21 protein-coding genes (1 of these 21 only partly in view) are annotated in these 25,354 nt (G+C 70.8%); 3 read left to right on the top strand and 18 right to left on the bottom strand.

Annotation, left to right across the window (positions count from 1 at the left end; genetic code table 11):
* From JN22_RS09190 to JN22_RS09165, 6 genes are all read right to left on the bottom strand, one after another.
* A protein-coding gene (locus JN22_RS09190) for an ROK family transcriptional regulator (protein WP_211099619.1) crosses the window boundary here: on the bottom strand, positions 1-1,139 show its 5' portion. The gene continues 130 nt to the left of window position 1, outside the view; 1,139 of the gene's 1,269 nt are visible here — the first part of the coding sequence; it begins with the start codon at positions 1,137-1,139; its stop codon lies beyond the left edge, outside the window.
* A gap of 114 nt (positions 1,140-1,253) precedes the next feature.
* Complete coding sequence (locus JN22_RS09185; RefSeq protein WP_085553667.1) at positions 1,254-2,576, bottom strand: multidrug effflux MFS transporter; 1,323 nt, start codon at positions 2,574-2,576, stop codon at positions 1,254-1,256.
* A complete protein-coding gene (locus JN22_RS09180; RefSeq protein WP_085553666.1) occupies positions 2,573-3,061 on the bottom strand; it encodes a MarR family winged helix-turn-helix transcriptional regulator in 489 nt (162 codons plus the stop codon). The genes JN22_RS09185 and JN22_RS09180 overlap by 4 nt, the downstream gene beginning before the upstream one ends.
* Positions 3,062-3,151: 90 nt before the next feature.
* Positions 3,152-3,832 (bottom strand): TetR/AcrR family transcriptional regulator, encoded by a 681-nt coding sequence (locus JN22_RS09175; protein WP_085553665.1) that lies wholly within the window; start codon positions 3,830-3,832, stop codon positions 3,152-3,154.
* A 292-nt stretch (positions 3,833-4,124) separates the two neighbouring features.
* On the bottom strand, positions 4,125-4,955 hold the full coding sequence (locus JN22_RS09170) for a universal stress protein (protein WP_223677651.1): 831 nt from the start codon (positions 4,953-4,955) through the stop codon (positions 4,125-4,127).
* Positions 4,956-5,015: 60 nt separating this feature from the next.
* A complete protein-coding gene (locus JN22_RS09165) occupies positions 5,016-5,744 on the bottom strand; it encodes a TetR/AcrR family transcriptional regulator (RefSeq protein ID WP_223677650.1) in 729 nt (242 codons plus the stop codon).
* 199 nt (positions 5,745-5,943) lie between these two features.
* Between JN22_RS09165 and JN22_RS09160 the strand changes: the two genes are divergently transcribed.
* Both JN22_RS09160 and JN22_RS09155 read left to right on the top strand, forming a co-directional pair.
* Positions 5,944-7,164 carry an efflux RND transporter periplasmic adaptor subunit gene (locus tag JN22_RS09160; protein WP_085553664.1) on the top strand — a complete coding sequence of 407 codons (1,221 nt, stop codon included), beginning with the start codon at positions 5,944-5,946 and terminating at the stop codon, positions 7,162-7,164.
* A 16-nt stretch (positions 7,165-7,180) separates the two neighbouring features.
* Positions 7,181-10,351, top strand: a complete 3,171-nt coding sequence (locus JN22_RS09155) for an efflux RND transporter permease subunit (RefSeq protein ID WP_085553663.1) — start codon at positions 7,181-7,183, stop codon at positions 10,349-10,351.
* 217 nt (positions 10,352-10,568) lie between these two features.
* On the opposite strand, the gene JN22_RS09150 is transcribed toward JN22_RS09155, so the two are convergent.
* The 5 genes from JN22_RS09150 to JN22_RS09130 form a co-directional block, all read right to left on the bottom strand.
* Entirely contained in the window at positions 10,569-10,991 is a 423-nt protein-coding gene (locus JN22_RS09150) for a Fur family transcriptional regulator (protein ID WP_085553662.1), read from the bottom strand.
* A gap of 187 nt (positions 10,992-11,178) precedes the next feature.
* A complete protein-coding gene (locus JN22_RS09145; RefSeq protein WP_085553661.1) occupies positions 11,179-12,642 on the bottom strand; it encodes a class I adenylate-forming enzyme family protein in 1,464 nt (487 codons plus the stop codon).
* Positions 12,639-13,478, bottom strand: a complete 840-nt coding sequence (locus tag JN22_RS09140) for an enoyl-CoA hydratase/isomerase family protein (protein WP_085553660.1) — start codon at positions 13,476-13,478, stop codon at positions 12,639-12,641. The genes JN22_RS09145 and JN22_RS09140 overlap by 4 nt, the downstream gene beginning before the upstream one ends.
* 41 nt (positions 13,479-13,519) lie before the next feature.
* Entirely contained in the window at positions 13,520-14,761 is a 1,242-nt protein-coding gene (locus JN22_RS09135) for an MFS transporter (RefSeq protein ID WP_085553659.1), read from the bottom strand.
* A gap of 39 nt (positions 14,762-14,800) precedes the next feature.
* Positions 14,801-16,039: an ABC transporter substrate-binding protein gene (locus tag JN22_RS09130; protein WP_085553658.1), complete on the bottom strand. Its 1,239-nt coding sequence runs from the start codon at positions 16,037-16,039 to the stop codon at positions 14,801-14,803.
* A 267-nt stretch (positions 16,040-16,306) separates the two neighbouring features.
* Here JN22_RS09130 and JN22_RS09125 point away from each other — a divergent pair, with 267 nt between their 5' ends.
* On the top strand, positions 16,307-17,047 hold the full coding sequence (locus JN22_RS09125; protein ID WP_085553657.1) for a FadR/GntR family transcriptional regulator: 741 nt from the start codon (positions 16,307-16,309) through the stop codon (positions 17,045-17,047).
* Positions 17,048-17,371: 324 nt separating this feature from the next.
* Here the strand turns inward: JN22_RS09125 and JN22_RS09120 are convergent, their stop codons facing one another.
* The 7 genes from JN22_RS09120 to JN22_RS09090 form a co-directional block, all read right to left on the bottom strand.
* On the bottom strand, positions 17,372-18,367 hold the full coding sequence (locus JN22_RS09120) for an MDR family oxidoreductase (RefSeq protein WP_085554607.1): 996 nt from the start codon (positions 18,365-18,367) through the stop codon (positions 17,372-17,374).
* Between the two features lie 243 nt (positions 18,368-18,610).
* A complete protein-coding gene (locus tag JN22_RS09115) occupies positions 18,611-18,928 on the bottom strand; it encodes a hypothetical protein (RefSeq protein WP_211099618.1) in 318 nt (105 codons plus the stop codon).
* A 190-nt stretch (positions 18,929-19,118) separates the two neighbouring features.
* Entirely contained in the window at positions 19,119-21,758 is a 2,640-nt protein-coding gene (locus JN22_RS09110; protein ID WP_085553655.1) for a methyl-accepting chemotaxis protein, read from the bottom strand.
* Positions 21,759-22,237: 479 nt separating this feature from the next.
* Positions 22,238-22,504: a hypothetical protein gene (locus JN22_RS09105; protein ID WP_085553654.1), complete on the bottom strand. Its 267-nt coding sequence runs from the start codon at positions 22,502-22,504 to the stop codon at positions 22,238-22,240.
* 209 nt (positions 22,505-22,713) lie between these two features.
* Positions 22,714-23,193, bottom strand: coding sequence for an RT0821/Lpp0805 family surface protein (locus JN22_RS09100; RefSeq protein ID WP_085553653.1), 480 nt, complete (start codon positions 23,191-23,193; stop codon positions 22,714-22,716).
* A 163-nt stretch (positions 23,194-23,356) separates the two neighbouring features.
* Positions 23,357-24,709 carry a tetratricopeptide repeat-containing glycosyltransferase family protein gene (locus JN22_RS09095; protein ID WP_179166105.1) on the bottom strand — a complete coding sequence of 451 codons (1,353 nt, stop codon included), beginning with the start codon at positions 24,707-24,709 and terminating at the stop codon, positions 23,357-23,359.
* Between the two features lie 78 nt (positions 24,710-24,787).
* Positions 24,788-25,330, bottom strand: coding sequence for a GNAT family N-acetyltransferase (locus JN22_RS09090; protein WP_085553652.1), 543 nt, complete (start codon positions 25,328-25,330; stop codon positions 24,788-24,790).
* Positions 25,331-25,354: the final 24 nt, after the last annotated feature.

Below are 25,354 nucleotides of genomic sequence, written 5' to 3'. Positions count from 1 at the left end.
ACCGCCTCGTCCAGGCAGCGGTTGAGGCGGGATTCCAGATCGCGCCGCACCTCCATCGGCAGGTCGGCGTCGATGACGATCGCCTCGACGTCGAGCAGGCAGGCCGCCGACAGCAGCGGCATCACCAGCGCGTCGGCGGCGTCATCCAACCACTCCGCCACCAGAGCGGGGTGCAGCGGGATGGCGCGCTCCAGTTCACTGCGCAGGACGACCTCGACGCCGTTGGCCCGCAGATGCCGGATCAGCGAGTTGATCGAGGCGCGCGTCAGCAGGATGTCGCAACCATGGGTCGGGCGCGGAGCCGAGGCGAGGCGGGAGGGGCCGACCGGCATCAGCCCGATGTCGCCGGCGTTGCCGGTGACGCCCCGGTAATACTCGCCGTTCAGCACCAGCCCGCCGCCGATGGCCGAGCCGATGAAGAGATAGGCGAAGGTCTGAAGCTCCCGCCCGCAACCGCGGAACATCTCGGCGACGGCGGCGGCGGTCCCGTCATTCTCGCGGAACACCGGCAGGCCGGTCGAAACACCGAGCCGGGCGGCGATGTCCACGTCGTTCCACACCCTGTAGGCATCGACGCGGATGTCCAGCTCGCGCCGCCAGCTTCCCATGTCGTAGGGGGCGGCGACGCCGATGCCGGCCAAGCGGTCCTTGGCGTCGGAAGGCAGCGCGTCGCGCATCGCGGCGATGTCGCCCAGCGCCAGAGCCAGCGATTCCTCCGGCATCGGGAAGTCGCGTTCGTGGTGGCGACGCTCGACGACATGGCCACGGAAGTCGACTAGCAGCGTGTCGACCGAACGGCGGCCGACCTTCACCCCGATGGAGTAGGCGCCTTCCGGGTTGAGCGACAACAGGGTCGCCGGTTGCCCACGGGCGCCGGACCGCTTGCCCTCGCTGCGGATCAGGCCGCGCTCCTCCAGCTCCTTGACGATCACACCGGCGGTGTTGCTGGTCAGGTTGACGGAGCGCGAAAGATCCGCCTTCGATGCCTGCCCCAGCCGGCGCAGCGCGTTGAGGATCACCCGCTCGTTGAACTGGCGCACGTTGACCGAGTTGCTGCCCTGGCCGTTCCCGGCTCCATGGCCTGCCCCGGCCCCCGCCACGACGCCGGCCGCGCTGTTCGCGCACATGACGTTGGACAACCCGACACCCTCCCCCCGACCGCCCGTTCGCCGCGGTTCATTATGGCCGAAGCCATGAAACCGGGTGAGCGTCTTGAACGCAATCCTCCGCATGACCACCGGCGTCGGGCGCCGTCACGGCCGGCCGCGCCCGCCGGCAGCCTTTTCCGAACGGCGGGCGAGCGCCGCCTCGATCTCGTCGCCGCCGGCGCCGAGGACCGCCGCCGGATCAACCGCCACCTCCAGGTCGGCCGGAGCGGGGGCGGATGCCGTTCGGCGGCCCCCTTCGCCGAGCAGGACATGGACGATCACAGCCAGGACCGCCATCCCCGGAATGACGTCGGTCAGCGCCACGAAGGGGTTGGCGAACAGCAGCGCCGCTGCGGTGGAGCCGGCGAGGCCGCCACCGATCTGGAGAAAGCCGGTCAGCGCCGACGCCGCCCCGGCGATGGTCGGGTAGCCGGCCAGCGCGTCGGAGGTCGCCCCCGGCATGACCAGCGCGATGCCGAAGGCCCACAGCGCCGCCGGCCCCATGACGGAGGCGAGCGACGGCGGCAACAGCCGCAGCCCGACCGCGAAGCCGAGCGCGCCGAGAAGGACGAGGGCAAGCCCGGCCGGGATCAGGCGCCGCGCGTCCACCCTGTGCAGCAGACGCCCGCTGAGCGCGGCGCCGGCCGTGTAGGAACCGGTCTGCAACAGCATCGCCATGCCGAAATGGGTCGGGGTCATCCCGACCGTCTCGATCATCACGAAGGGCAGCAGGGCGGCCAGCGTGTAGAGCCCGCCCAGCGTCAGGCCGAGCACCAGCCCGGCCCGCATGAAGCGCCGGTCGGCCAGCAGGGTGGCGTAGTTGCGCAGCACCCGCGACGGGCGGGCGTTGTCCGGGTTGCGGGCGGCGTTGGTTTCCGGCACCCCGGCGAACAGCAGCACCACCACCAGGCCATAGACCGCCATCACCAGGAAGATCGCGTGCCAGCCGACGGTCCCCAGGATCAGGCCGCCCAGCGTCGGCGCCATCGCCGGGGCGATGGCCAGCATCAGGCCGATCAGGTTGAGGATGCGGGCCGAATTCTGCCCGGTGAACTGGTCGCGCACGATGGCGCGCGAGATGGCGATGCCGGCCGCCGCCCCCACGCCCTGCAACAACCGCCCGGCGAGCAGCCAGTCGATCGAGGCCGACAGCGCCGCGACGACGCTGCCCAGCGCGTAGACGGCGAAGAAGCCGAGCGCCACCGGCCGCCGGCCATAGGCATCCGACAGCGGGCCGCAGGCGAGCTGGGAGAAGGCGAAGCCGAAGAAATAGACGCTCAGCGTCAGCTTCACCGCCGCCGGGGTGGTGCCGAAGGCCTCCACCAGCATCGGCATCGCCGGGGTGTAGAGCGCCAGGCTCAGCGGCCCGAGCGTGACGATCAGGGCGCCGACGACCGCGGTGCGCATTTCCGACATGACCGGTTTCATGAAGTCTCCGTTGGGCGCTGGACCGGGCGCTCGCCGGGGCGCTCTCCTGGGTGCTCGTCATCCAGCAGCCGGGCGCGCAGGCGCAGCAGCATGGCCTTGCAGGCCGCGACCTCGCCGGGGGTGAAGTCGGCCAGCACCGTGTCCCGCGCGGCGCCCAGCACGTCGAGGGCGCGGGCCAGCAACGGTTCGGCGGACGGGGCCAGACGGACGGTCTTGGCGCGGCGGTCGGACGGGTCCGGCTCGCGCACGACCAGCCCGTTCGCCTCCAGCCGGTCGAGATAGCCGACCAGGGTCATCGGCTCGACGCCCATGACGGAGGCCAGCGCCGCCTGACGCGCTCCGGGGTGGCGCTGGGCGTAGATGAGGGCGCGCGCCTCGCCGGGCGTCAGCCCCAGCCGGGCGTCCGTCAGCGCACGGTCGTAGCGCGCGCGCAGCAGCCGCGCGGCATCGATCAGCGCGAGGCCGAAGGGAATGTCGTCGTCCATTCCGATTTGATAAGGGAGACTTACGAAACGCCGCAACCACGTCGCGGGCGGGGCTGGCATGCGCCCCGCCCCGTCACGGGGCCGGAACCATCAGGCCGGCGCGGCGGGACGGGCCCCGTCCAGGAACAGGGCGATCGCCCGCCGGACGTAGCGGTCGATCTCCTCCATGGGAAGCGGCCGGCCCGGCAGGATCAGCCGGCGCCACAGGATGTTGCCGGAGATCATTCCCATGAAGGCCTCGGCGGCGGTCTCCGGATCGTCGATGCGCAGGGTACCGGCGTCCGACAGACGCTTCAGATAGTCGGACAGGCGGCGGATGGTGGTTTCCGGACCGATGTGGAAGAAGGTTTCGGCGATGTCGGGGATGCGGGCGCCCTCCGACACCAGGATGTGAACGATGGACACCGTCCGGTCGTTGAGCAGGATCTGGGCGAAATGCAGCGCGAACTTGGTCAGCCCGACCTCGGGCGAGGCGAGGTCGTCGGCCTGGGCCTCCGACAACCCTTCAAGGATGTGGAGGCTGTTCTCCTCCATCATCGCGCGGAACAGCCCCTCCTTGTCGCCGAAATGCTCGTAGAGGGTCGCCCGCGACCCGCCGGCCCGGTTGATGATGTCGGTCAGCGTCGTCTTCTCGAAGCCCTTCTCGATGAACAGGAGCGCCGCCGCTTCGAGGATCGCCTGACGGCGCGCCAGCCCGCGCGGGCCGACCGTCGGGCCGCAGGGCGGCGCGCAGGGCGGCAGGGCAATCGAGGTGTCCTTGTGGCTGCTCATTCCGTTTTCCCCCGGCCGGCACGCCGGCCCCCGGCCCGTCTTGCGGCACACCGCGCACGCTAATGCAGAACACCGGCGCGGGATAGATCATCGACGCGCCGGCAAAAGAACGATGGGATCACTCCCAAGGAGTCGCCAAGACATCCCGACGGCAACCTGTTTCTTCCGGGCGGAGCTGCGCAAGTCCAGCCGGACGCGCCCCACCCTCTCCCACCGGGCGGGACAATCGCATATGGAAAGGAACAGGATCTCCATACGCGATTGTCCTTCCCGGCGGGAGAGGAAACCCCGCCTAGCGCGACAGCAGGATCGGCACGTCGGCCCGGGCAAGCACGGTGCGGGTGGCGCCGCCGAAGACGAACTCGCTGATCTTGGAGCGGCCGTAGGCGCCCATCACCAGCAGATCGGCGTCGAGGCTGCGGGCGCGCTCCAGCAGGATGCCGCCGGCGTCCGTCCCCGGACACTGTTCGAGCACCACCTCGACCCCGTGGCGGGCGAGGTGGCGGGACATGTCGGCGCCGGGCTCCGCCCCCAGGCTGTTCTGCGCGCCCGGCACCACCACCAGATGCACGGACTCGGCCGCGACCAGGAAGGGCATGGCGTTGGCGATGGCGTTGGCCGCCTCCCGGCTGCCGTTCCAACCGACGACGACGCGTTGGCCGAGCCGGTTGGACGGCCAGCCGGCCGGCAGCAGCAGGGTCGGCCGGCCCGACGCGAAGATCACGTCCTCCGACAGGCTCAGCATCCGCCGGGGTCCCGCCGGGCGGGCGGGCGGGCCGACGATGGCGAGGTCGGCGTGGCGGGCGTGGAGCATCAGCGCCTCGCCGTCCTCGTTCTCCGACAGGCGCCACTCGCTGGAAACCGTGCCCCGGTCGGTCAGGCTCTCGAACGCCTTGCGGGCGCGCGTCTCGGTGTCGCGGACGGCGGCGCGGTGCTTCTGCAACAGCGCCTCCACCCCGCTGCCACGGGCGAAACCGTTGCTCGGGTGCAATTCGATCCGGTTGGCGACGAAGGTCGCGATCAGATGGGCGCCCCAGCGTTCGGCGAGCGCGGCTGCGAAGGCCATGCGGCTGACCCGCGTGTCCTCTTCCTCGATGAAAACGACGATGTCCTTGGGAGTCACGGGCCTTGGCCTCTGTCGGCGGGTGAAGGGAGGATGGGGGGAACGGACCGGGCGGCGCTCTCACCCGGTCGCCGGCACGCCCGGCGCGGGTCCGACCCCGCGCAGGAACATCCGGACGGCGGCGCGGACCTCGCGCTCCAACTCGGCGGGCGCCACCGGTTCGGCGGGAAGGATCAGACGCTTCAGCAGCAGATTGCCGGCGATCATGCCGGTGAAGGCGCGGGCCGCGACGTCGGCATCCTGGATGCGGACCCTCCCCAGCGCGGCGAGTCCCCGCAGGCAATCGGCCAGCCGCCGGTTGGTCTCCTCCGGGCCGATGCGCAGGAAGGACTGCGACAGGTCGGGGATGCGCCCGCCCTCGGACACCAGCGTTCGCAGGATCGCCGTCGTCTCGGGTGCCGCCAGGGTGCGGGCGATGTGCAGGCCGAACTCGTTCAGCCGCTCCTCCGGATCGTCCCGCGGCGTTCCCGTCGCAACGGCGGGAGCCGCCATCCCATTGAGGACACGGGCGCAATGCTCCTCCATCATGCGGCGGAAGAGCCCCTCCTTGTCGCCGAAATGCCGGTAGAGCGTGGTGCGCGAGCCGCCGGCCCGCTCCAGTATGTCGGTCAGCGAGGTGGCGGCGAAGCCCTTCTCGACAAACAGCGCCGCCGCCGCGTCGAGCAGCGCCCGGCAGCGCGCCCATCCCCGCGGACGGACATCGGACGAATGCGCATCGGACGGATGAAAATCAGGCGGCCGGGCGTCGATTCCTGCGACGATTCCGGGATGCCGGTCCGTATCAGCCACTGCGAACCCCCCTTGCGCGATGGGTCGATCTGAATGTATCGTCGAGTACAGTGTACTGTATGAGACAGTACTAAGGAAAGCGGTTTGTTTCGAGTGCAAGTTTCGGGCGTCCGGAGCCTCCGGATTCCGCCCTGTTGAGGTCCCGCCGCACATCGCCCCAGCGCCCTTCGCGCGGCGGGGGCGCCTGACGAGGAAGCAGATGTCGAGAGCGAACACAGCATTGTCCCTGGCCGTGGCGGCCGCGCTGGCCGTGGCGCTCGCCGGGTGCCAGCAGAAGGCGAAGACCAGCGGCCCGCCGCAGGCCGGACCGGCCGAGGTCGCGGTGGCCACGATCACGCCGCAGCGCCTGACGGTGACGACCGAGCTGCCGGGCCGCACCACCGCCTACCGGGTGGCGGAAATCCGGCCGCAGGTCAGCGGCATCGTGCTGAAGCGGTTCTTCCGCGAGGGCAGCGACGTCAAGGCCGGCGACCAGCTCTACCAGATCGACCCGGCGACCTACGAGGCGTCGCTGGCCAGCGCCCAGGCCGACGTGCAGAAGGCCGAGGCCAATTTGCAGGCGGCCCGCAACAAGGCGTCGCGCTACAACGACCTCGTGCGCAACAGCGTCGTCAGCAAACAGGACTTCGACGACGCGCAGGCCTCGCTGAAGCAGAACGAGGCGCAGGTCGCCGCCGCCAAGGCCGCCTACAACCTCGCCCGCATCAGCCTGGACTACACCCGCGTCTACGCGCCGATCTCCGGCCGCATCGGCAAGTCGGCGGTCACCGAGGGCGCGCTGGTCACCGCCAACCAGGCGACCGCTCTGGCGACCGTCCAGCAGTTCGACCCGATCTACGTCGACGTGACGCAGACGGCGACGCAGTTGATGCGCCTGCGCGACGACATGGCGAGCGGCCGCATCCGCCCGGCCGAGCCCGGCAAGATCCCGGTCACGCTGTTCCTGAACGCCGCCGAAAACCCCTACCCGCAGCGCGGCGAGCTGCAATTCTCCGACGTCACCGTCGATCCGGGGACCAGCTCGGTCCAGCTCCGCGCCGTGTTCCCCAACCCCAACCAGGATCTGCTGCCCGGCCTGTTCGTCCGCGCGCAGGTCGAGCAGGGCGTCGCCGACGGGGCGATCACCGTGCCGCAGGCGGCGGTGTCGCGCGGACCGGATGGCGGCGCGCGGGTCTGGGTGGTCGGCGACGGCAACAAGGCCACGCTGCGCCCGATCAAGACGGAGCGCGCCGTCGGCAACGCCTGGCTGGTGTCGGAAGGCCTGACCGCCGGCGAGCGCATCGTCGTCGAGGGCTTGCAGAAGCTGAAGCCGGGCGCCGAGGTGAAGCCGGTTCCGGCGCCGAGCACGGTGGCCGCCCTGCCCGCCTCCGGACAGCCTGCTTCCGCCCAGCCTTCCCAGCCCGCGCCCAAGGCGCCGTAAGCCGGGAGCCGCAACCATGTCGAAATTCTTCATCGACCGGCCGGTCTTCGCCTGGGTCATCGCCATCGTCATCATGATGGCCGGCGCCCTGGCGATCCTCGGCCTTCCCGTCGAGCAGTACCCGAAGATCGCGCCGCCGACGGTGTCGATCACCACCAGCTATCCCGGCGCCTCGGCCAAGACGCTGGAGGACACGGTCACCCAGGTCATCGAGCAGAAGATGACCGGGCTGGACCATTTCCGCTACATGTCCTCCAGCAGCGATTCGTCGGGCAACGTCAACATCACCCTGACCTTCGAGCCGGAGGCCAACCCCGACATTGCCCAGGTGCAGGTGCAGAACAAGCTGCAACTCGCCGTGCCCCTGCTGCCGCAGGAGGTCCAGCAGCGCGGCCTCCAGGTGTCGAAGGCGGGCAACGATTTCCTGATGGTGGTCGGCTTCGTCTCGACCGACGGGCGGCTGACCCAGGGCGATATCGCCGACTACGTGTCCTCCAACCTTCAGGACACCATCAGCCGCGTCGGCGGCGTCGGCGACGTCACCGTCTTCGGTCCCCAGCACGCCATGCGCATCTGGATCGACCCGGAGAAGCTGAACAGCCACCAGCTCACCACGCTGGACATCACCGCGGCGATCAAGACCGAGAACGCCCAGGTCTCCGCCGGCCAGCTCGGCGGCGCGCCCGCCGTCCCCGGCCAGCGCATCAACGCCACCATCACGGCGCAGACCCGCATGCAGACCCCCGAGGAGTTCGGCGGCATCCTGCTGCGCGTCAACCCCGACGGGTCGCAGGTGCGGCTGCGCGACGTGGCGCGGATCGAGATCGGCTCGGAGACCTACGAGATCACCGCGCGTTACAACGGCAACCCGGCGGCCGGCCTCGGCATCAAGCTGGCGACCGGGGCCAACGCGCTCGACACCGCCGCCGCCGTCAAGGCGCGCGTCGCCGAGCTGGCGGCCTATTTCCCGGCCGGGCTCGAGGTCATCTACCCCTACGATTCGACGCCCTTCGTCAAGATCTCGATCCACGAGGTCATCAAGACGCTGTTCGAGGCGATCATCCTCGTCTTCGTCGTCATGTACGTCTTCCTCCAGAACTTCCGGGCGACGCTGATCCCGACCATCGCGGTGCCGGTGGTGCTGCTCGGCACCTTCGGCATCCTCTCGGCCTTCGGCTTCTCGATCAACACGCTGACCATGTTCGGCATGGTGCTGGCCATCGGCCTGCTGGTCGACGACGCCATCGTCGTCGTCGAGAACGTCGAGCGCGTCATGAGCGAGGATGGCCTGGCCCCGCGCGAGGCGACCCGCAAGTCGATGGACCAGATCACCGGCGCCCTGATCGGCATCGCGCTGGTGCTGTCGGCGGTGTTCGTGCCGATGGCCTTCTTCGGCGGCTCGGCCGGCGCCATCTACCGCCAGTTCTCGCTGACCATCGTCTCGGCGATGGGGCTGTCGGTGCTGGTGGCCCTGGTGCTGACCCCGGCGCTCTGCGCCACCATCCTGAAGCCGGTCAAGCCGGGCCACCACCACGGCAAGCGCGGCCCCTTCGGCCTGTTCAACCGCGGCTTCGACGCCAGCAGCCGGGTCTATCTGCGCGGCGTGCGCGGGTCGGTGACGCGGCTGGTCCGCTTCGGCCTCGCCTATGTCCTGATCCTCGGCGGGCTGGCCTACCTGTTCATGCAGATGCCGTCCTCCTTCCTGCCGGAAGAGGACCGTGGGCAGCTCTTCGTCCTGTGGTCGGGCCCGCCCAACGCCAGCATCGAGCGCACGACCGAGACCGCCCGCGCCGTCACCACGCACTTCCTGGAGAAGGAGAAGGACAGCGTCGAGGGCCTGTTCACCATCGTCGGCTTCAACTTCTCCGGCCGTGGCCAGAACGCCGGCATGGCCTTCGTGCGGCTCAAGGATTGGAGCGAGCGCGAGGCGCCGGAACGCAAGCCCGCCGCCATCGCGCGGCGCGCCATGGGCGCGCTGTCAGCGGTGAAGGACGCGATGGTCTTCGCCTTCCTGCCGCCGTCGGTTCCCGGCCTCGGCAACGCGACCGGCTTCGACATGCAGCTCGTCGACCGCGCCGGTCTCGGCCACGAGCGGCTGATGCAGGCGCGCAACCAGCTTCTCGGGCTGGCGGCGCAGAATCCCAAGCTGGTCGGCACCCGCCCCAACGGGCTGGAGGACACGCCGCAATACCGGCTGGAGATCGACCGCGAGAAGGCGAGCGCGCTCGGCCTGTCGCTCGGCGACATCAACACGACGCTGTCGGCGGCCTGGGGCTCGACCTACGTCAACGACTTCATCGACAACGGCCGCGTGAAGAAGGTGTATCTCCAGGCCGACGCGCCGTTCCGCATGCAGCCGACCGACGTCGACCACTGGTACGTCCGCAACAATTCCGGCCAGATGGTGCCCTTCTCGGCCTTCACGACGGCGCGCTGGACCTACGGCTCGCCGAAGCTGGAGCGCTACAACGGCGCCTCATCGGTCAACATTCAAGGCTCGGCGGCACCCGGCGTCAGCTCGGGCGAGGCGATGGCCGAGATGGAGGCGATGGCCGCCAGGCTGCCGCCGGGCATCGGCTATGAATGGACCGGCCTGTCCTTCGAGGAACGGCTGAGCGGCTCGCAGGCGCCGGCCCTCTACGCCCTGTCGATGATCATCGTGTTCCTGTGCCTCGCCGCCCTCTACGAGAGCTGGTCGGTGCCGGTGTCGGTGATGCTGGTGGTGCCGCTCGGCGTCATCGGCGCGGTGCTGGCGGCGCAGTTGCGCGGGTTGCCGAGCGACGTCTATTTCCAGGTCGGGCTGCTGACCACCATCGGCCTGTCGGCGAAGAACGCCATCCTTATCGTCGAGTTCGCCAAGGCGCTCTACGACGAGGGGATGGAGTTGAAGGAGGCGGCGATCGAGGCCTGCCGCCAGCGCCTGCGCCCGATCATCATGACGTCGCTGGCCTTCATCCTCGGCGTGCTGCCGCTGGCGATCAGCCACGGGGCGGGCTCGGAGAGCCAGAACGCCATCGGCGTCGGCGTGATGGGCGGCATGATCGCGGCGACGGTGCTGGGCGTGGTGTTCGTCCCGGTCTTCTTCGTCGCCGTCTACCGCCTGTTCGTGCGCCGGCCGGCCAAGGGCTCCGGCGAAACCGGCTCCGGCGACGCGCCGGACACGGCGACGCCCGTCCACCAGCCCTGATCGGGGGCGTCACGTGCCCCCAACCCTGACCCTCCCCCGCTGAGCGGGGGAGGGAACTCCGCCGCACTCCCTCAAAGTTCCCGCACAAGCCCCCTCCCCCGCCCAGCTCACGCGCACGCTTCGCTTGCGCTGACGCGGCAGACGGACCTCCGGTCCGCCGAGAGCGGGGGGAGGGCCGGGGTGGGGGCACGGGTGGTTGGGCTCGCTCCAACCCCGCCTAGCAGTCAGCGCCCGGCCGCGCCACCGGCGTCGCGTAGAGGTCGAGCCGGTAGCCCTTCAGCCGGTAGCCCAGCCGGTCGGCGACCTCGGCCAGCAGCGCCGCCACCTCCGGCGCCTGGAACTCGACAACCCCGCCGTCCGTCAGATCGAGCAGATGGTCGTGCGGGGTCTTGTCCGCCTCCTCATAGCGCATCGTCCGGTCGCCGAAATCCAGCCGTTTCAGAACCCCGATCTCTTCGAAGATCGTCAGGGTGCGGTAGACCGTGGCGAGGCTGATCGAGCGGTCGAGCGCCACCACCCGCCGGTGCAGGTCGGCCGCGCTCAGATGCCCCTCCGCCTCGCTCAGCACCCGGATGATCAGCCGGCGTTTTCGGCCCATCGACAAGCCGTGCTCGACGCAGCGTTGCTCCAGGCTCTTCATTCCATCCTTCTCCCGTCCCGCCCGGACGGAAGCCCGACCGGGATTCCGCCACTTCAGATAAGACGGTTGGAAGGGGGCCGGCTTTCATGCAAAAAAGTGAATTCGGCCGAAAAGAATCCCGGCCGGGCTTCCGCACGGCGATCCGCATAGCCCGTTCGGCAGAGTCGGAGGCGTCGGTCGCGGGGCGTCAGGCGCCATCCTCCAGAATCGACCGGCGCAGGGCGTTGCGGTCGGCCTTGCCGGTGCGGCCGAGCGGCAGATCCTCGCCGATGTGCAGCGCGTCCGGCAGCTTGAACCGCTCGATCCGCCCGGCCGCCCAGGCCAGCAGGGCGTCGCGGTCGAGCCGCGCGCCGGGGCGCGGCACCAGCAGGACATGGATGCGCTCGCCCAGCAGGGGATCCGGCACGCCGGTCGCCAGCGCGGCGGCGACGTCGGGATGCGCGGCGAACAGGCGGTCGATCTCCAGCGGCGCCACCTTGTTGCCGCCGCGCGAGATCAGCTCCTTGGACCGCCCGGCCAGCTCGACGAAGCCGTCCGGCCGCTGCCGCGCCAAATCGCCGGTGCGGAAATAGCCGTCGGCGAAGGAGGCCGCCGTCAGCTCCGGGTCGTCGAGATAGCCCAGCATGCCGAAGGGGCTGCGGATCAGCAGCTCGCCCACCCCGCCATTTCCGCCATCAGCGCCGGCCCCGCCCTCCGCGATGGCGATGCGGTGCTCCACCCCGCCGGTCGGCCGGCCGATGGTCCCCTGCCCGGCCGCCGAATCGCCGGGCGACAGGCAGAAGTCGCAGGAGCCGGTCTCGGTCAGGCCGTAGAGGTCGAACACCCCGGCCCGTGCCCAGGCGGCGGCGATCCGCTGGCCGAGCCCGCCGCCGAGCGGCTCGCCGCCGGTGAGGATCTGGCGCAGGTCCGGCGCCTCCCCAGCCCCCCCACCATCAGCGAAGGCGGCGTCGGCGAAGAGGGCGCGCATCATCGTCGGCACGAAGGCGGCGGTGGTCGCCCCGTCGGCCAGCGCCGCGCGCGCCAGGGCCGGGGTGAAGCGCGGCATCATGCGCAGCCGGGCGCCCGACGCCAGCGCCAGCAGCCCGACCCAGATCCCGAAGATGAAGGTGATCTGCAACGGCAGCAGCACGACCGAGTTCTCGGAGAAGCCCAGCATCGCCTGGAGGGCGCGGATCTTCCCGGCGAAGCGCTCGTGCCCCAGAACCGCGCCCTTGGGCGCGCCCGTCGATCCGGAGGTGAAGATGACCAGCGCGGCGCCGCGCAGCAGCGGCCGGGCCGGCGGCGGGTCTCCCTCGGCGGCCAATTCGCCCGTCGTCCCGTCGACCGTCAGCCGCGCCCCGGTGCGCCCGCGGATGTCGCGGGCGGTGGCGTCGAGCGCGCGGGCGTGCAGCGGCACCACCACGCCGCCGGCCAGCCAGACGCCGAGAAAGCTCGCCAGATCGGCGGCGCTGCTCTCGACCCGGACGATCACCGGCTCGTCCGGCCGGATGCCGGCGGCGCGCAGCCGCTCGGCCACGGTGCCGGCGTGGGCGGACAGCTCGGCGGCCCGCAGGGTCCGCGCCGGATCCTCGACACGGGGGTCGCGCCCGGCGGCGAAGGCGTCGAGCAGCAGGGCCGCCAGCGGCGGGATCGCGTCCGGTCGCGTCGTCATGCCGTGCCCCCTTCGGTCCAATCCTCCGCCGGGAAACGGGCGTCGCGCCAGGCGAGCGCGGCGCGCAGCCCCTCGCGGCGGGCGACCTCCATGAACCGGATCTTGTCGGGGCAGCCCTCGCCCTCGATGTGCAGGTCGATGTCGAGCGCCGCCTCCAGCGCCTCCCCCATGCCCATGATCTGGAAGGTGCGGTTCAGCGCGTGCTTGGTCTGGCGCATCAGCGACGGATCGACGGCGGCGACGTGGCGGGCCAGCGTCAGGGCGGTGTGTTCCAGCGCCGGGCCGGGAACGACGCGGTTGACGATGCCGATGCGCTCCGCCCGCTCCGCCGTGATGCGGTCGGCGCCGGTCATGATGATCTCCTTGGCCAGCTTCGGCCCGACGATCCAGGGCAGCAGCATCACCACGATGCCGGCGCCGAACTTCAGCTCGGGCTCCCCGAACAGCGCGTGGTCGGCGGCGACGGTCACGTCGCAAGCCAGCGCCAGCTCGAAGGCGCCGGCCAGGCAATGGCCGTTGACGGCGGCGATGGTCGGCTTCGGGAAATGCCAGAAGCGCATCACCGTGTCGAAATCCTTGCGCAGCAGGCCGCGCCACTGGCCGACGCCCTGCGGCCGCAGCTCCATCTGGTCCTTGAGGTCGAAGCCGGAGGAGAAGGCGCTCCCGGCCCCGGTGACCACGAGCGCGCGCAGCCCGTCATCGGCCGCCACCGCGTCGAGCGCCGCGTTGATCTCGTCCAGCATGGTCTGGCTCATTGCGTTCAGCCGCTCCGGCCGGTTCAGCACCAGCCACGCGACCTCGCCGCGCGCCTCCAGGCGGATGGTGTCGTAGGTCATGCCGTCGCTTTCCTGAGGATGGGGTGAAGAGAGAGCGGCCATCAGCGGCGGCCGTTGGCGATGCGGACCGCCGCCGGATGGGCGCGCAGCCGCAGCATCGCCAGCGTGCCGAGGAGCGGCCCGATGGCGAGGACGGCGAAGGCGTAGCGCCAGCCGACCCAGGCCACCGCGTAGGGGACCAGATGGATGCTGACCAGCGTCAGCAGGAAGCCCAGGCAGGTCTGCAGCGTCAGCATGGTGCCGATCAGCGAGCGGTCCGACAGCTCGGCCACCGTCGCGGAGAACTGGCCGGAATCGGCGATGACGCTGATCCCCCAGACGAGCCCGACGGCGACGATCGCCCAGGGCGGCCCGCCGAACAGGAAGCCGATGACGAGCGCGCAGCCGCCGCTGACCAGCATGGAGACCGAGGTGACGAGCGTCCGCCCCCAGCGGTCGGCGCACCAGCCGCCGCCCAGCGCGCCCAGCGCCCCGGCCCCGACGATGGCGAAGGTGGCGAGCTTGGCCGCCGGCCCTCCGCCGTCCGGCATGACCAGGGCGAAGCTCTCGTTGAGGAACAGGGCCAGCCACGCCCACATGGCGTACAGCTCCCACATGTGGCCGAGATAGCCGAGGTTGGCGAGGCGCAGCGGATAGTTCCGCCACGCCTCCAGCGCGTTGCCGGGCCGCAGCGGCGGCGCCTTGGCGACGTGCGGCCCGATGCCGACGAAGCACACCGTGACCGCCGCCAGCAGCGCGCCGGCCGAGGCGGCGACGTAGGGCACCCGCCAGTCGACCCCGCCCAGCACCGCCAGCAGATGCGGCGAGGCGGACCCCAGCGTCAGCGCCGCGATCAGCAGCCCGATCAGCAGCCCGAGGTCGCGCTCCGCCCAGGTCGCCGCCAGCTTCATGCCGACCGGATAGACCCCGGCCATGCACATTCCGGTGACCAGCCGCAGCACCGGCAGCAGCGGGTCGGTCGGCTGGAGCGCCAGGATGGCGAGGTTGGCGACCGCCGCGACCAGCGCGCTGGCGGCGAACAGCCGGCGCGGGTCGAGGCGGTCGGGCAGGCTGAGCAGCGCGCTGACCAGCGTGCCGACGACGAAGCCGGCCTGCACGCTGCTGGTCAGCAGCGCCTCGTGGAACGGACCGAGCGTCCAATGCGCCTTGATGTCGGCCAGCGAGGCGGTGGTGGCGAACCACACCGACATCGCCGACACCTCGGCGACCAGCAGCAGGACCAGCGAGGCGGCCTTGCCCTTGGCGATCCGGCCCTTGGCGGCGGTGAGGGGAACGGCGTCCATCGGTCGGCCTCTCGTCTCGTTCCTATTGGTTTTCCGCTCTCACTTGCTCGCGGCCACCAGCGGGCATTCCGAGGTGGCGAGCGGCCGGAAGGCCTGATCGCCGGGGATCGTCTGCACCAGCTTGTAATAGTCGTAGGGGCCCTTCGACTCCGACGGCTTCTTGACCTCGAACAGGTACATGTCGTGGATGGTGCGGCCGTCGGCGCGGATGGCGCCCTTGCCGAACAGCGGGTCGTCGGCCGGCAGCGCCTTCATCGCCGCCACCGCCTCGCGGCCGGAGCGCGCCGCCTTCTTGTCGGGCATCGCCGCCACCGCCTTCATCCAGTGCAGCACCGACGCGTAGGTGCCGGCCTGGTTCATCGTCGGGTAGCGGCCGTTGGTGCGCTGGACGAAGCGCTTGGTCCAGGCCCGCGTCGCCTCGTTCATGTCCCAGTAGAAGGCTTCGGTCAGCAGCAGACCCTGCGCCGTCTCCAGCCCGATGGAATGGACGTCGGTCAGGAAGACCAGCAGCCCGGCCAGCTTCTGGCCGCCGCTGGTGATGCCGAACTCGGCCGCCTGCTTGACCGAGGCCACCGTGTCGCCGCCGGAGTTGGCGAGCGCGATGATCTTGGCCCGGCTGCTCTGCGCCTGGATCAGGAAGGAGGAGAAGTCGGGGGTCTGGAAGGGCGTGCGCACCGTGCCCAGAACCTTGCCGCCGTTGGCCTTGATGATCTCGGCGGCGTCGCGCTCCAGCGAATGGCCGAAAGCGTAGTCGGCGGTCAGGAAGTACCAGCTGTCGCCGCCCTGCCCGATCACCGCCTTGGCGGTGCCGTTGGCGAGCGCCCAGGTGTCGTAGGTCCAGTGCACGTTGTTCGGCGTGCAGGCCTTGCCGGTGAGGTCGGAGGTACCGGCGCTGGCGACGAGGAACACCTTGTCCTTGGCCTTGGCGATCTCCGACACGGCGAGCGCGATGGAGGAGGTCGGCACGTCGGCCACCACGTCCACACCCTGCTGGTCGAACCAGGCGCGTGTGACGGCGGCGCCGACGTCGGTCTTGTTCTGGTGGTCGGCGGCCAGGATCTCGACGCGGAAGCCCTTGGTTTCGGGCTTGAAATCCTCCACCGCCATCCGCGCCGCCTCGACCGAGCCGAAGCCGGCGATGTCGGAATAGAGGCCGGACTGGTCGTTCAGCACCCCGACCCGGAACACCGGCAGATCCTGCGCGGCGGCGGGCAAGGTGGCGATGGGGGCGGCGAGGACCGACAGGGCCGTCAGGGCGGCCGTTGCGAAAGGACGCATGCTTTCCTCCCATGGTGTGACCGATCGCGCCGCTCCCCGGAAGCGACGGGGGCGGATGCCGCCGGCACCGGAGCCGGGGCGGTCCGGGGACTGGGGCGGGCGATGGGCGGCGGAGCCCACGGCCCCGCTCTTTTATGTCTGGGTCGGGACAGTTGGCCTCACAAACCGACATTTGTCAAACGAATAAAAAGATGTCTTTTTGCGGCCCGCGCGCCCATGTATCCTGCCAAGCTGGGACCGCTTGCGGGAAGGGAAGGACGGACGGCCATGCCGGTGGAGTTCGAGAACGTCGTCACGACGAGTGCTGCCAAGCAGATCGCCGACACGCTGCGGGCGGCGATCATGGACGGCCGGTTGCAGGTGGACGAGCGGCTGCCGACCGAGGAGGAGCTGGCCCAGCGCTTCAAGGTGTCGCGCCCGACGGTGCGCGAGGCGCTGAAGCGGCTGGCGGCCCAGCATCTGATCCGCTCGCGGCGCGGGCCGACCGGCGGGAATTTCGTGGCGAGCCCGGCGCCGGAGGACGCGGCGCTGTCGCTCGCCAACGCGACGACGCTGATGGTGGCGGCCGGCGCCATCCAGCTCGACGACATGGCGACCGCCCGGCTGGAGCTGGAGGGCATCTGCTGCCGGCTGGCCGCGACGGCGCGCACCGACGCCCAGCTGGAGGCGATGCGGGCGGAGCTGGCGCGCCAGCGCGACGTGTCCCTGACCGACGAGGAGTTCTGCGCGTCCGACGTGCGCTTCCACCGCGCGCTGGTCGACGCGGCGGGCAACTCGCTGCTGTCCTTCCTGATGCACGCCGTGGTCGAGGCGCTTCAGCCGGTCAGCAACATGATCATCTTCCGGGTGCGCGAGCGTCAGGCCATCGTCGCCTTCCACGAACGCATCCTGAGCGCGCTGGAAAGCCGCGACGCGGAGGCCGGCGTCGCCGCTCTGGGCGATCTGGTCGCCTACACCCGCGACCGCTACCGCGACGCGCTCGACCGCCGCGCCGAACGCGCCGGCTGACCGGCCGCGTCCGTCATGACCGGGCTTGTCCCCATAGGCGCTCAGATAAGCCCCTCTCCCTGAGGGAGAGGGGTTGGGGTGAGGGGGTAGAGCGCCCTTCCCGACCTTCGGCCGGGCCGCCCCCTCATCCCAACCCGCAGTGCTTGCGGTCGCCTTTGGCGCCCTCCGGCACTGCCCCGCAAGGGGAGAAGGGCTTTAAGCTAGCGCCTATGGGGCTCGACTTGGCCATCCACGCCCCGCCGGCTTGCGGAGGTTGCGAGCGTGGATGCCCGGCACAAGGCCGGGCATGACGATCGACGGGCTTCCCGGTTCCGTTCGCGCCAATCAGGCGGTCAGGTCGAGGACGGCGCGGCCGCGGATCTGGCCGGCGACGATCCGCTCCGCCAGCCCCGGCAGCGCGTCGAAAGGATGGACCTCGTACATCGCGGCGAGGTGCTTGCGGTCGAGATCGCGCGCCAGACGCGCCCAGGCGGCGGCGCGGCGGTCGGCCGGGGCCATCACCGAATCGATGCCGATCAGCGTCACGCTGCGCAGGATGTGCGGGATCACCGTGCCAGGCAGGTCGGCCGAGCCGGCCAGTCCGCAGGCGGCGATGGCGCCGCCCCAGACGGTCTGCGCCAGCGCGTTGACCAGCGTCGTGCCGCCGACGGAATCGACGCCGCCGGCCCAGCGCTCCTTCTGCAACGGCCCGCCCTTCTCGGCCAGCGCGGCGCGCTCGACGAAGCTGGTGGCGCCGAGCCCGCGCAGATACTCGTGGGTCTCCGGCCGGCCGGTGGAGGCCGTCACCGCGTAGCCGCGCTTGGCGAGCAGCGCCACCGCCACCGAGCCGACGCCGCCGGCCGCGCCGGTGACCAGCACCTCCGCACCGCCGGGCTTGATCGTCCCCCACTTTTCCAGCGCCTCGACGCACAGCGCCGCCGTGTAGCCGGCGGTGCCGATGCCCATCGCCTCCTCCAGCGAGAAGGCGTCGGGCAGGCGGATCAGCCACTCCGGCTTGACGCTCTGGTAGCGGCTGTAGCCGCCGTTCTGCGTCTCCGACAGGCCCCAGCCGTTGACGACGACGCGGTCGCCTGGCGTCCAGTCCGGGGAGCGCGATTCCACCACCGTGCCGGCGAGGTCGATGCCGGCCACCAGCGGCAGCTTGCGGGCGATCCGGCCCTTGCCGCTGACGGCGAGCCCGTCCTTGTAGTTCACCGTGGAGTAGGCGACCTCGACCAGCACGTCGTTGTCCGGCAGGTCGGCGCGGGAGATCTGCTTGAAGGCGCCCTTGGGCTTGCCGTCAACGTCCTCGATGACAAAGGCCTTGAAGCGTTCAGTCACGGTGGCATGTCCCTTCAGCAAGGAGAATGGCGGGCGGGGCATGGAGCGCGTTCGGGCGGAAACACCCGTCGCCGCGAGGCTCCCACCCCAGCGGATCCCGACGATGACGTCGGACTCTCTATTTGTCAAACAAATATCCGTCGGTCTCTTGCCGCGGCACGCCCCGCCGGCGGACCGGCAAACGAAAAGGGCCGGCCCGCTTGCGCGCGGCCGGCCCGGAATGGACGGATGAAACGAGGATGTTCAGCGGAACGGGAAATTCATCTGGACGCTCACGCCGGACGGCGGGGGCGGCGCGTAGACGACCGCCGGCGGGGGCGCGTAGACGACGCGGGGCGGCGGCGGGGCGTAGACCACGGCCGGCGGGCGCTGCATGACCACGACGGGCGGCGGCGCCTCATAGACCACGACCGGCCGGTCGCGGTGGTGCTTGTGGTGCCCGTAGCCATGCCCATGACCACGCTTGTGGTCATGGGCCGAAGCCGGAGCCGCAAGGACCAGAGAGGCGGCGACCGCCATTGCCGCCACGCCCAAACCACGAATCACACGTCCGGTGCCCACACTGCCCTCCCTGGCGCTTTCCAAAGCCGGCCTGAACCGCAGGCTTTCCCCTTTATGCTCAGGCTGACGTTTGCCCGGTTGGGACATTTTTGCGCACTCGCTGCCGTGAACCCTACAGTTTCAACATGTTGAGGCAACAGGAGGCTGTCCACCCCGTCGAAAGTGGTAGCGGCGCGGCGCAAGGGAGGCATCACCCCGCCCGCATGCGGCCGACCAGCGTGTCGACCTGCGAGCCCAGCGAGCGCACCTCGTCGGCCACCGTCGAAGAGGCGGTCAGCACGCGCCCGGCCGATTCGCCCGATTCCACCGCCGAGCGCGCCACCATGTCGATGGTGGAGCGGACATGCTGGGTGCCGTCGGCGGCCTCGCCGATGTTGCGGGCGATCTCGCGGGTGGCGGCGCTCTGCTCCTCCACCGCGGCGGCGATGGTCGCGGCGATCTCGTTGATGTCGCCGATGGTGCCGGCGATGGAGCGGATGGCGTCGACCGCCTCGCGCGTCACCGCCTGCATCGCCGCGATCTGGGCCGAGATCTCCTCGGTCGCCTGACCGGTCTGGTTGGCGAGGCTCTTGACCTCGCTCGCCACGACGGCGAAGCCCTTCCCCGCCTCCCCCGCCCGCGCCGCCTCGATGGTCGCGTTGAGCGCCAGCAGGTTGGTCTGGCTGGCGATGTTGTGGATGAGCTGCACCACCTCGCCGATCTTGTTGGCGCTCTGCGCCAGCCCCTCGACCGTGCGGTCGGTGCGCTCGGCGTCGTCGGCGGCCTTGCGGGCGATGCGGCTCGACGCCGTGACCTGGGCGCCGATCTCCTGGATCGAGGCCGACAGCTCCTCGGTGGCGGCGGCGACCGCCTTGACGCTGCCCTCGGCCTGCTGCGAGGTGCTGGCGGCGGTCGCCGCCTCGCCGGTGGTGGCCTCGGCGTTGCGGCTCATGCGCTGCGCCATGTCCTGCATCTCGCCGGCCGCGCGCGACACGCGGTCGAGCACCGAGCGCACGCTGCTCTCGAAGGTCTCGGCCATCTCGACCATGGCGCGGCGGCGCTCGCCGGCGGCGCGACCGCGCTCGGCCTCGGCCCGCGCGTCGGCTTCGCGGGCCTGGTTGGCGGTGTCGCGGAAGACGGTCAGAGCGCGGGCCATGTCGCCGATCTCGTCGGCGCCGGCGTTGGGGATGGCCGTGTCGAGGTTGCCGCCGGCGATGGCGCGCATGGCGTCGGAGAGCCGCCCGACGCGGGACGCGATGCCCCGTCCGGCGACGAACCAGGCGAGCGCCACGGCGACGACCAAACTGGCGGCGGCGAACAGGACCAGCATCAGGCGGCCGGAATCGATGGCGGCGGTCGCCCCCGCGGCGGCGGCGTCCGCCTCCGCCTTCATCGCGGCGATCTGACGGTCGACGGTGGCGGCGAACTCCTCGGCCAGCTTGCGGCTCTGCGCCAGCACGCCGTTGTTCTCGCGCTGGGCGGCCAGTTCGGCCCGGCGCAGGGCGAAGACGCTCGCCTCGCCCCGGCCGAAAACGGCGAGCGCCTCGGCGGCGGCGGCCAGACCGCGGACATCGCCCTCACCCCCACTCCCGCCGGCACTCCCGCCGTCCTCGCCGCCGCCACGACCGACCCGCGCCAGCCGGGCGGCGAGCGCCATGGATGCTGCGGCGTGGCGGCGCTCCAGCACGGCCAGACGCTCCTCGTCGGGGGCCTGGGCCGCCTCGTTCAGCGCGCTGGTCACGGCGTCGCCCTGGGTCGAGAGTTCCAGGAAGGCACGGAAGCGGTCGAGCCCGTTGCCCAGCAGGTCGGTCATGGACTCCTGGATCTGCGAGCGCACCTCGAAGTTCGCCCGCTTGATCTCGGACTTCACCGCGCGCAACGGCGGCTGGAGTTGCTCCAGCAGCACGCCCGAGCGGATGCGCGCGTCAGCCAACCGGGCGAGGATGCGCTGGTCGAGCGCGGCCCGCCCGCCCTCCGGCCCGTCCATCCCGGCGCGGCGCAGGTCGAAGACGCTCTCCTGGCCGTAACCGAGCTGGAAGAAGGCATCGAGCGCCCCGGCCGTCTCGGCGCCGAGCCGTTCGCGCAGGCCGTCGACGGCGGTGGTCGCCTGCGACGAGGATTCCAGGAACGCCTGCTGGTTCTGGGTGATGGCGGACACGGTGGGAGCGGTTCCCGCCCGGCTCATCGCCTCGGTGGCGGCGAGGATGTCGCCGCGCAGGTCGTAGAGCGCGATCAGCGCGCGCAGCGCCTCGGACAGGACGGACATCCGCTCCTCGGTGCCGGCGTCGAGCGCGTCGCCCCTGGCGCGCAGGGTGACGCCGGCCCCCTCGACCAGCGGCTTCAGCGCCACCAGGAAGGCGTCGTAGCCCTTGGCGACCGCCCCCATCGTCTCCTCGCGCTTGGCACGGACGGTCAGGCGGCGATCGACGGCGGCGTCCTCCGTCTCCAGCGTCGCGATCAGCGCCTTGGCCTTGTCGCGCACCTCCGGCAGCAGGGGATCGCCGGGGCGCCGGGCGCCCAGCTCGTCGACCAGGGCCAGCAGTCCCCTGGCCCGCGCCATGATGCCCGCGTTCAGCGTCTCCCGCTCCTGCTGGCTTTCCGCCGAGGCCAGGGTCGGCGCCGCCGCCGCGAGAACACCGCTTTCCCCCGACAACCGGGTCGCCAGCTCCATTTCCGGCAGGCTGGTGCCGACGATCCGGGCCAGCGGCCCCTCCACCGCCGAGAAGGAGGTCAGCCCGACGACGCTGGCGGCGACCGTCATGCTGGCCATTCCGGCGAAGGCCAGCATCAGCTTGGCGCGCACGCCGAACCGGAAACCGGCGCGGGGCGGGGTGTGAAGGGCGGTGGTCATGCGGGCGCTGTCCCCATGGGCGGGTTCGGGTTGATGGCACGGAGGGGGGCCCACGCCGGAACGACGCACGCACGGACGCAACCCGGCCACCGACTCGGCGATCGGGGGGTGCCTTGCGGAGGTTGTTCCTGTCTGCGACGTTAAGCCTCACCAGCCGTGGGCCGATGGTTCCGTGCATGGGCGGAGTACGTCAATCGCCATATTCCATCCAGAGAAAAAATTTTCCCACACTTTCCTCCAAGCAAAATTTTTGTTTGGAGGAAGCTGGATAAATTCCATTCAGCGACATTCCATGCATTTGCTTCAAAATGGTGGGACGGGCGGACGCGATGCACCGAACTCCCGCCCGGTCCCAGTTCCGCTGGCCCGGTTTCGACTGAATGAAACGGGGCCATCGCCGGCCGCAGAGACCGGCCCGTGCAGACATGGAAAAAACGGGAGCGGGCGCCCATGCCCCGCCCCCGGCGCGGTGATCCCGCCTAGCGCAAAGCGCGGGCCAGTTGGTCGCCGTGCGTGGCGAGGTCAGCCAGCAGGGCCCGCGCGTCGGCCTCGCCGGTCCAACGGGCGACCGCCGTGACGCCCTCGCCGTCGTCGGGAGCGCCGTCACGCCCGCCGGCCTCGTCGGTCGGCACGCCGTAGACCCGGCCGCCGCGTGTCTCGACCACCGCGTAGCGGCCCTGGCAGGCGACCAACCGGAAGCTGCCATTCTCCGCGACCACCGTGACGTCCTTGCTTGCCCCGCTCATCGTCAACCTCCGTCCGGGTTCCAGTCATGCCCGTGTCAACCGCCGGTGGGACGGAAGGTTGCGCGGCATGCCGACGGACGCGGCAGCGGAGAGGATGGGGCGACGAGGCTAAAGTTTCATGCCTTTAATTATGAAACGCATGAAACTTTAGCCTTTTGATGACGAGCGGATTCACGCTCCAAACCGATTCCGGTTTTCCGCGATCCGCTCTAGCCGACGATCTTCCAGGACCCGTCGGGCTGCCGGCAGGCGGTGCCATGCGCCTGCTCGCTGCGCCCGCCGACCACGATGGTCTGCTGGAACTCGCGACAATAGGCGCCACCCTCGGCGTACCCGTCGCGCACCGGAACGATGGTGCCCTGGTTGCCGGACTGCGGGTTGTTCCAGCGGATGGGCTGGCCGATCGGCGAGTCGTAGGCGCGCACCGCCGCCTGGTTGGCGTATTGCTGGTCGGCCCTGTCGAGCGAGGAACCGATTTCCCGGCCGACAAAAGCGCCCAGCAGCGTGCCGACGCCGACCGCCACCAGCTTCCCGGAGCCGCCGCCGAAACGCGACCCGATCAGGCCGCCGGCCACGGCGCCGCCGACGGTGCCCACCCCTTCCTTGGTGCCCATCGAGCCGGTCTGGCAACCGGCCAGCGTGGTGGCGAGCAGAGTGGCGATCAAAGCGGCGGACAGGGTGGAGCGCATCGAAGAACCTCGTGTGGGCATGCCTCCGCGCCGGCCTCGGCATGGCGGCACTGTGGTTCCGTATGACACACGGGCACGCACCGCGGGTCAATGGGGCACGGCGGCCGGCAGCCGATGCGGGCCGGGGTCCGCGCCCCGAACGACGCCCCGAACGGCGCAACGATCAGGCGCCGCTCCCGCCCGGCCGGGGGAGGGCCGCGCGCCGTCCGGCCAGGGCGCGCAGGTCGCGCAGCGCCGCCTCGAACACCGGCTCCCAATCCTCGTCGGGGCCTTGGCGGTACAGGCGCATCGACGGGTACCAGGGCGTCGTCGTCCCCGACCGGCCATAGACCCAATAAGGCACGTGTTGAAGCAGGTTCCACACCGGCGTGCCCAGCGATCCGGCGAGATGGGCGACCGAACTGTCGGTCATGATCACCAGATCGAGCCGCTCGACCACCGCCGCCGTGTCGGCGAAATCCTCCAGCTCAGGCCCCAGCGGGACGATCGGCGTGCCCGGCGGCAGCCTGCCAAGCTCCTCCTCGGGCGGCCCTTTCTGCAAACTGTAGACGGCGACGCCCGGCACCTCCAGGAAGCGCAGGAACCGGTCGAGGGTGGTGGCGCGGATGGCGTTGCTCGAAAAGGCGGCGTTGCCCGACCAGACGACGCCGACCCGCAGCCGGCCGTCGTCCGGCCCCAGCAGGCGGGCGGCCTTGGCGCGCGCCTCCTCCGGGACGGCCAACCGCACCGGAGGCGGCACGCTGTCGAAGCGGGTGCCGAAGCGGAGCGGCAGGCTCATGATCGAGCTGTGGACATGGTAGAGCGGCGTCGGCGCCGCGTTTTCCGCGATGAAGGCGTCCACCCCCTCCATCCCCGCGAACAGGCGGCGCAGTTCGTCGCGCAGTTCGACCATCACGCGCCGCGCGCCCAGCGCCTTCAGCATCGGCAGGTAGCGGGCCATCAGCAGCGTGTCGCCGAATCCCTGCTCCAGCGTCACCATGATGAACTTGCCGTCCAGCGGCGCGCCGTCCCAGCGCGGCCCCCGGTGAAGGCGATAGACATATTCGGGCAGCCAATAGCGCGATTCGTAATCGGCGAAGCCACCCGCGTAATCCGCCCGGTGCAGGCGGATCTGCGACCGCCCCCACCGCATCACCGGATTGTCGGGCTCCAGCCGGACCAACCGCGCCAGCACCGCCAGCTCTTCGTCGAAATCGCCGGCCCGGTAGAGCGTGTTGGAAAGGTTGAGGCCGGCCAGCGGGCTGTCCGGCCAGAGGGCGACCGCCACCCGGTTGCAGGCGATGGCTTCGGCGTGGCGGCCCCGCGCCGTCAGGCCCGCCGCCCGGTGGGCCCAGGCCAGTTCGCGGGTGGGATCGATGGCCAGCGCGCGTCGGTGGCACAGGGCGGCCCGGTCGCCAGTCTGGTCCAGCATGGCGCCCGAAAGGATCCAGGCGTCGGCGTCGGCCGGATCCTCCACCAGCCGGCGCCACGGGTGGGCCGGACCGGATGGCGCCCGCTCCGCCATCGGCGCGCTCATCGCCACGCCCTCCGAAACGGGTCCCGGCCGGGAAAGCGGATCAAGCATACGCGTCCTCATGCCGCCTTCGTCGGGAGGTCAAGCCGGCACCGCCGCCCCGGCCGGAACGGCCGCCGGATGCCCCTGGGGGAACCAGGCCATCTGGTAAAGCGGAGGGGTGACGTCCGTCACACGGAATCCCAGCCGTTCATAGACCTGCCGTCCATGCGAACCGATCATCGGGGTGGACAGCGAGATCGGCAGCAGAAGGCTGGTCGCCGCCATCTGAAGACCGCGCAGCACGTCGGAGCCGATGCCCCTGCCCCGCGCCTCGATCGAGATCTGGAGTTCCGACACCCGCCAGTCGGAGTAGCCGAGATCGACCGTCAGCCGGCCCACGCGGTCGCCGGCCTTCTCGATGACGAGATCGATGTGTTCGGGATAGAGGCTCTCCAGCCCGGCCCGCATCGTCGCGTACTGCTGCTCGTGAAGCATGCGCAGGAAATCCCGGCTGCCTTCCGCCCAGGACAGCCAGGGGCGGGCCTCGATGAACAGCTGGAGAAGGAAATCCTCGTCGGACGGGGTCGTGAAGCGCGCCCCCAGATTGCCGGGAAAGGTGAAGGCTCCGGTAAAGCCGGTCATGCGTCGGCTGTTCCCTGGTTGGGG

This window comes from Azospirillum agricola (genome assembly GCF_020005195.1).
Lineage (GTDB): Bacteria > Pseudomonadota > Alphaproteobacteria > Azospirillales > Azospirillaceae > Azospirillum > Azospirillum agricola.
Note: the sequence above shows the minus strand (reverse complement) of the source record. Positions and strands in the feature narration are given on the sequence as shown.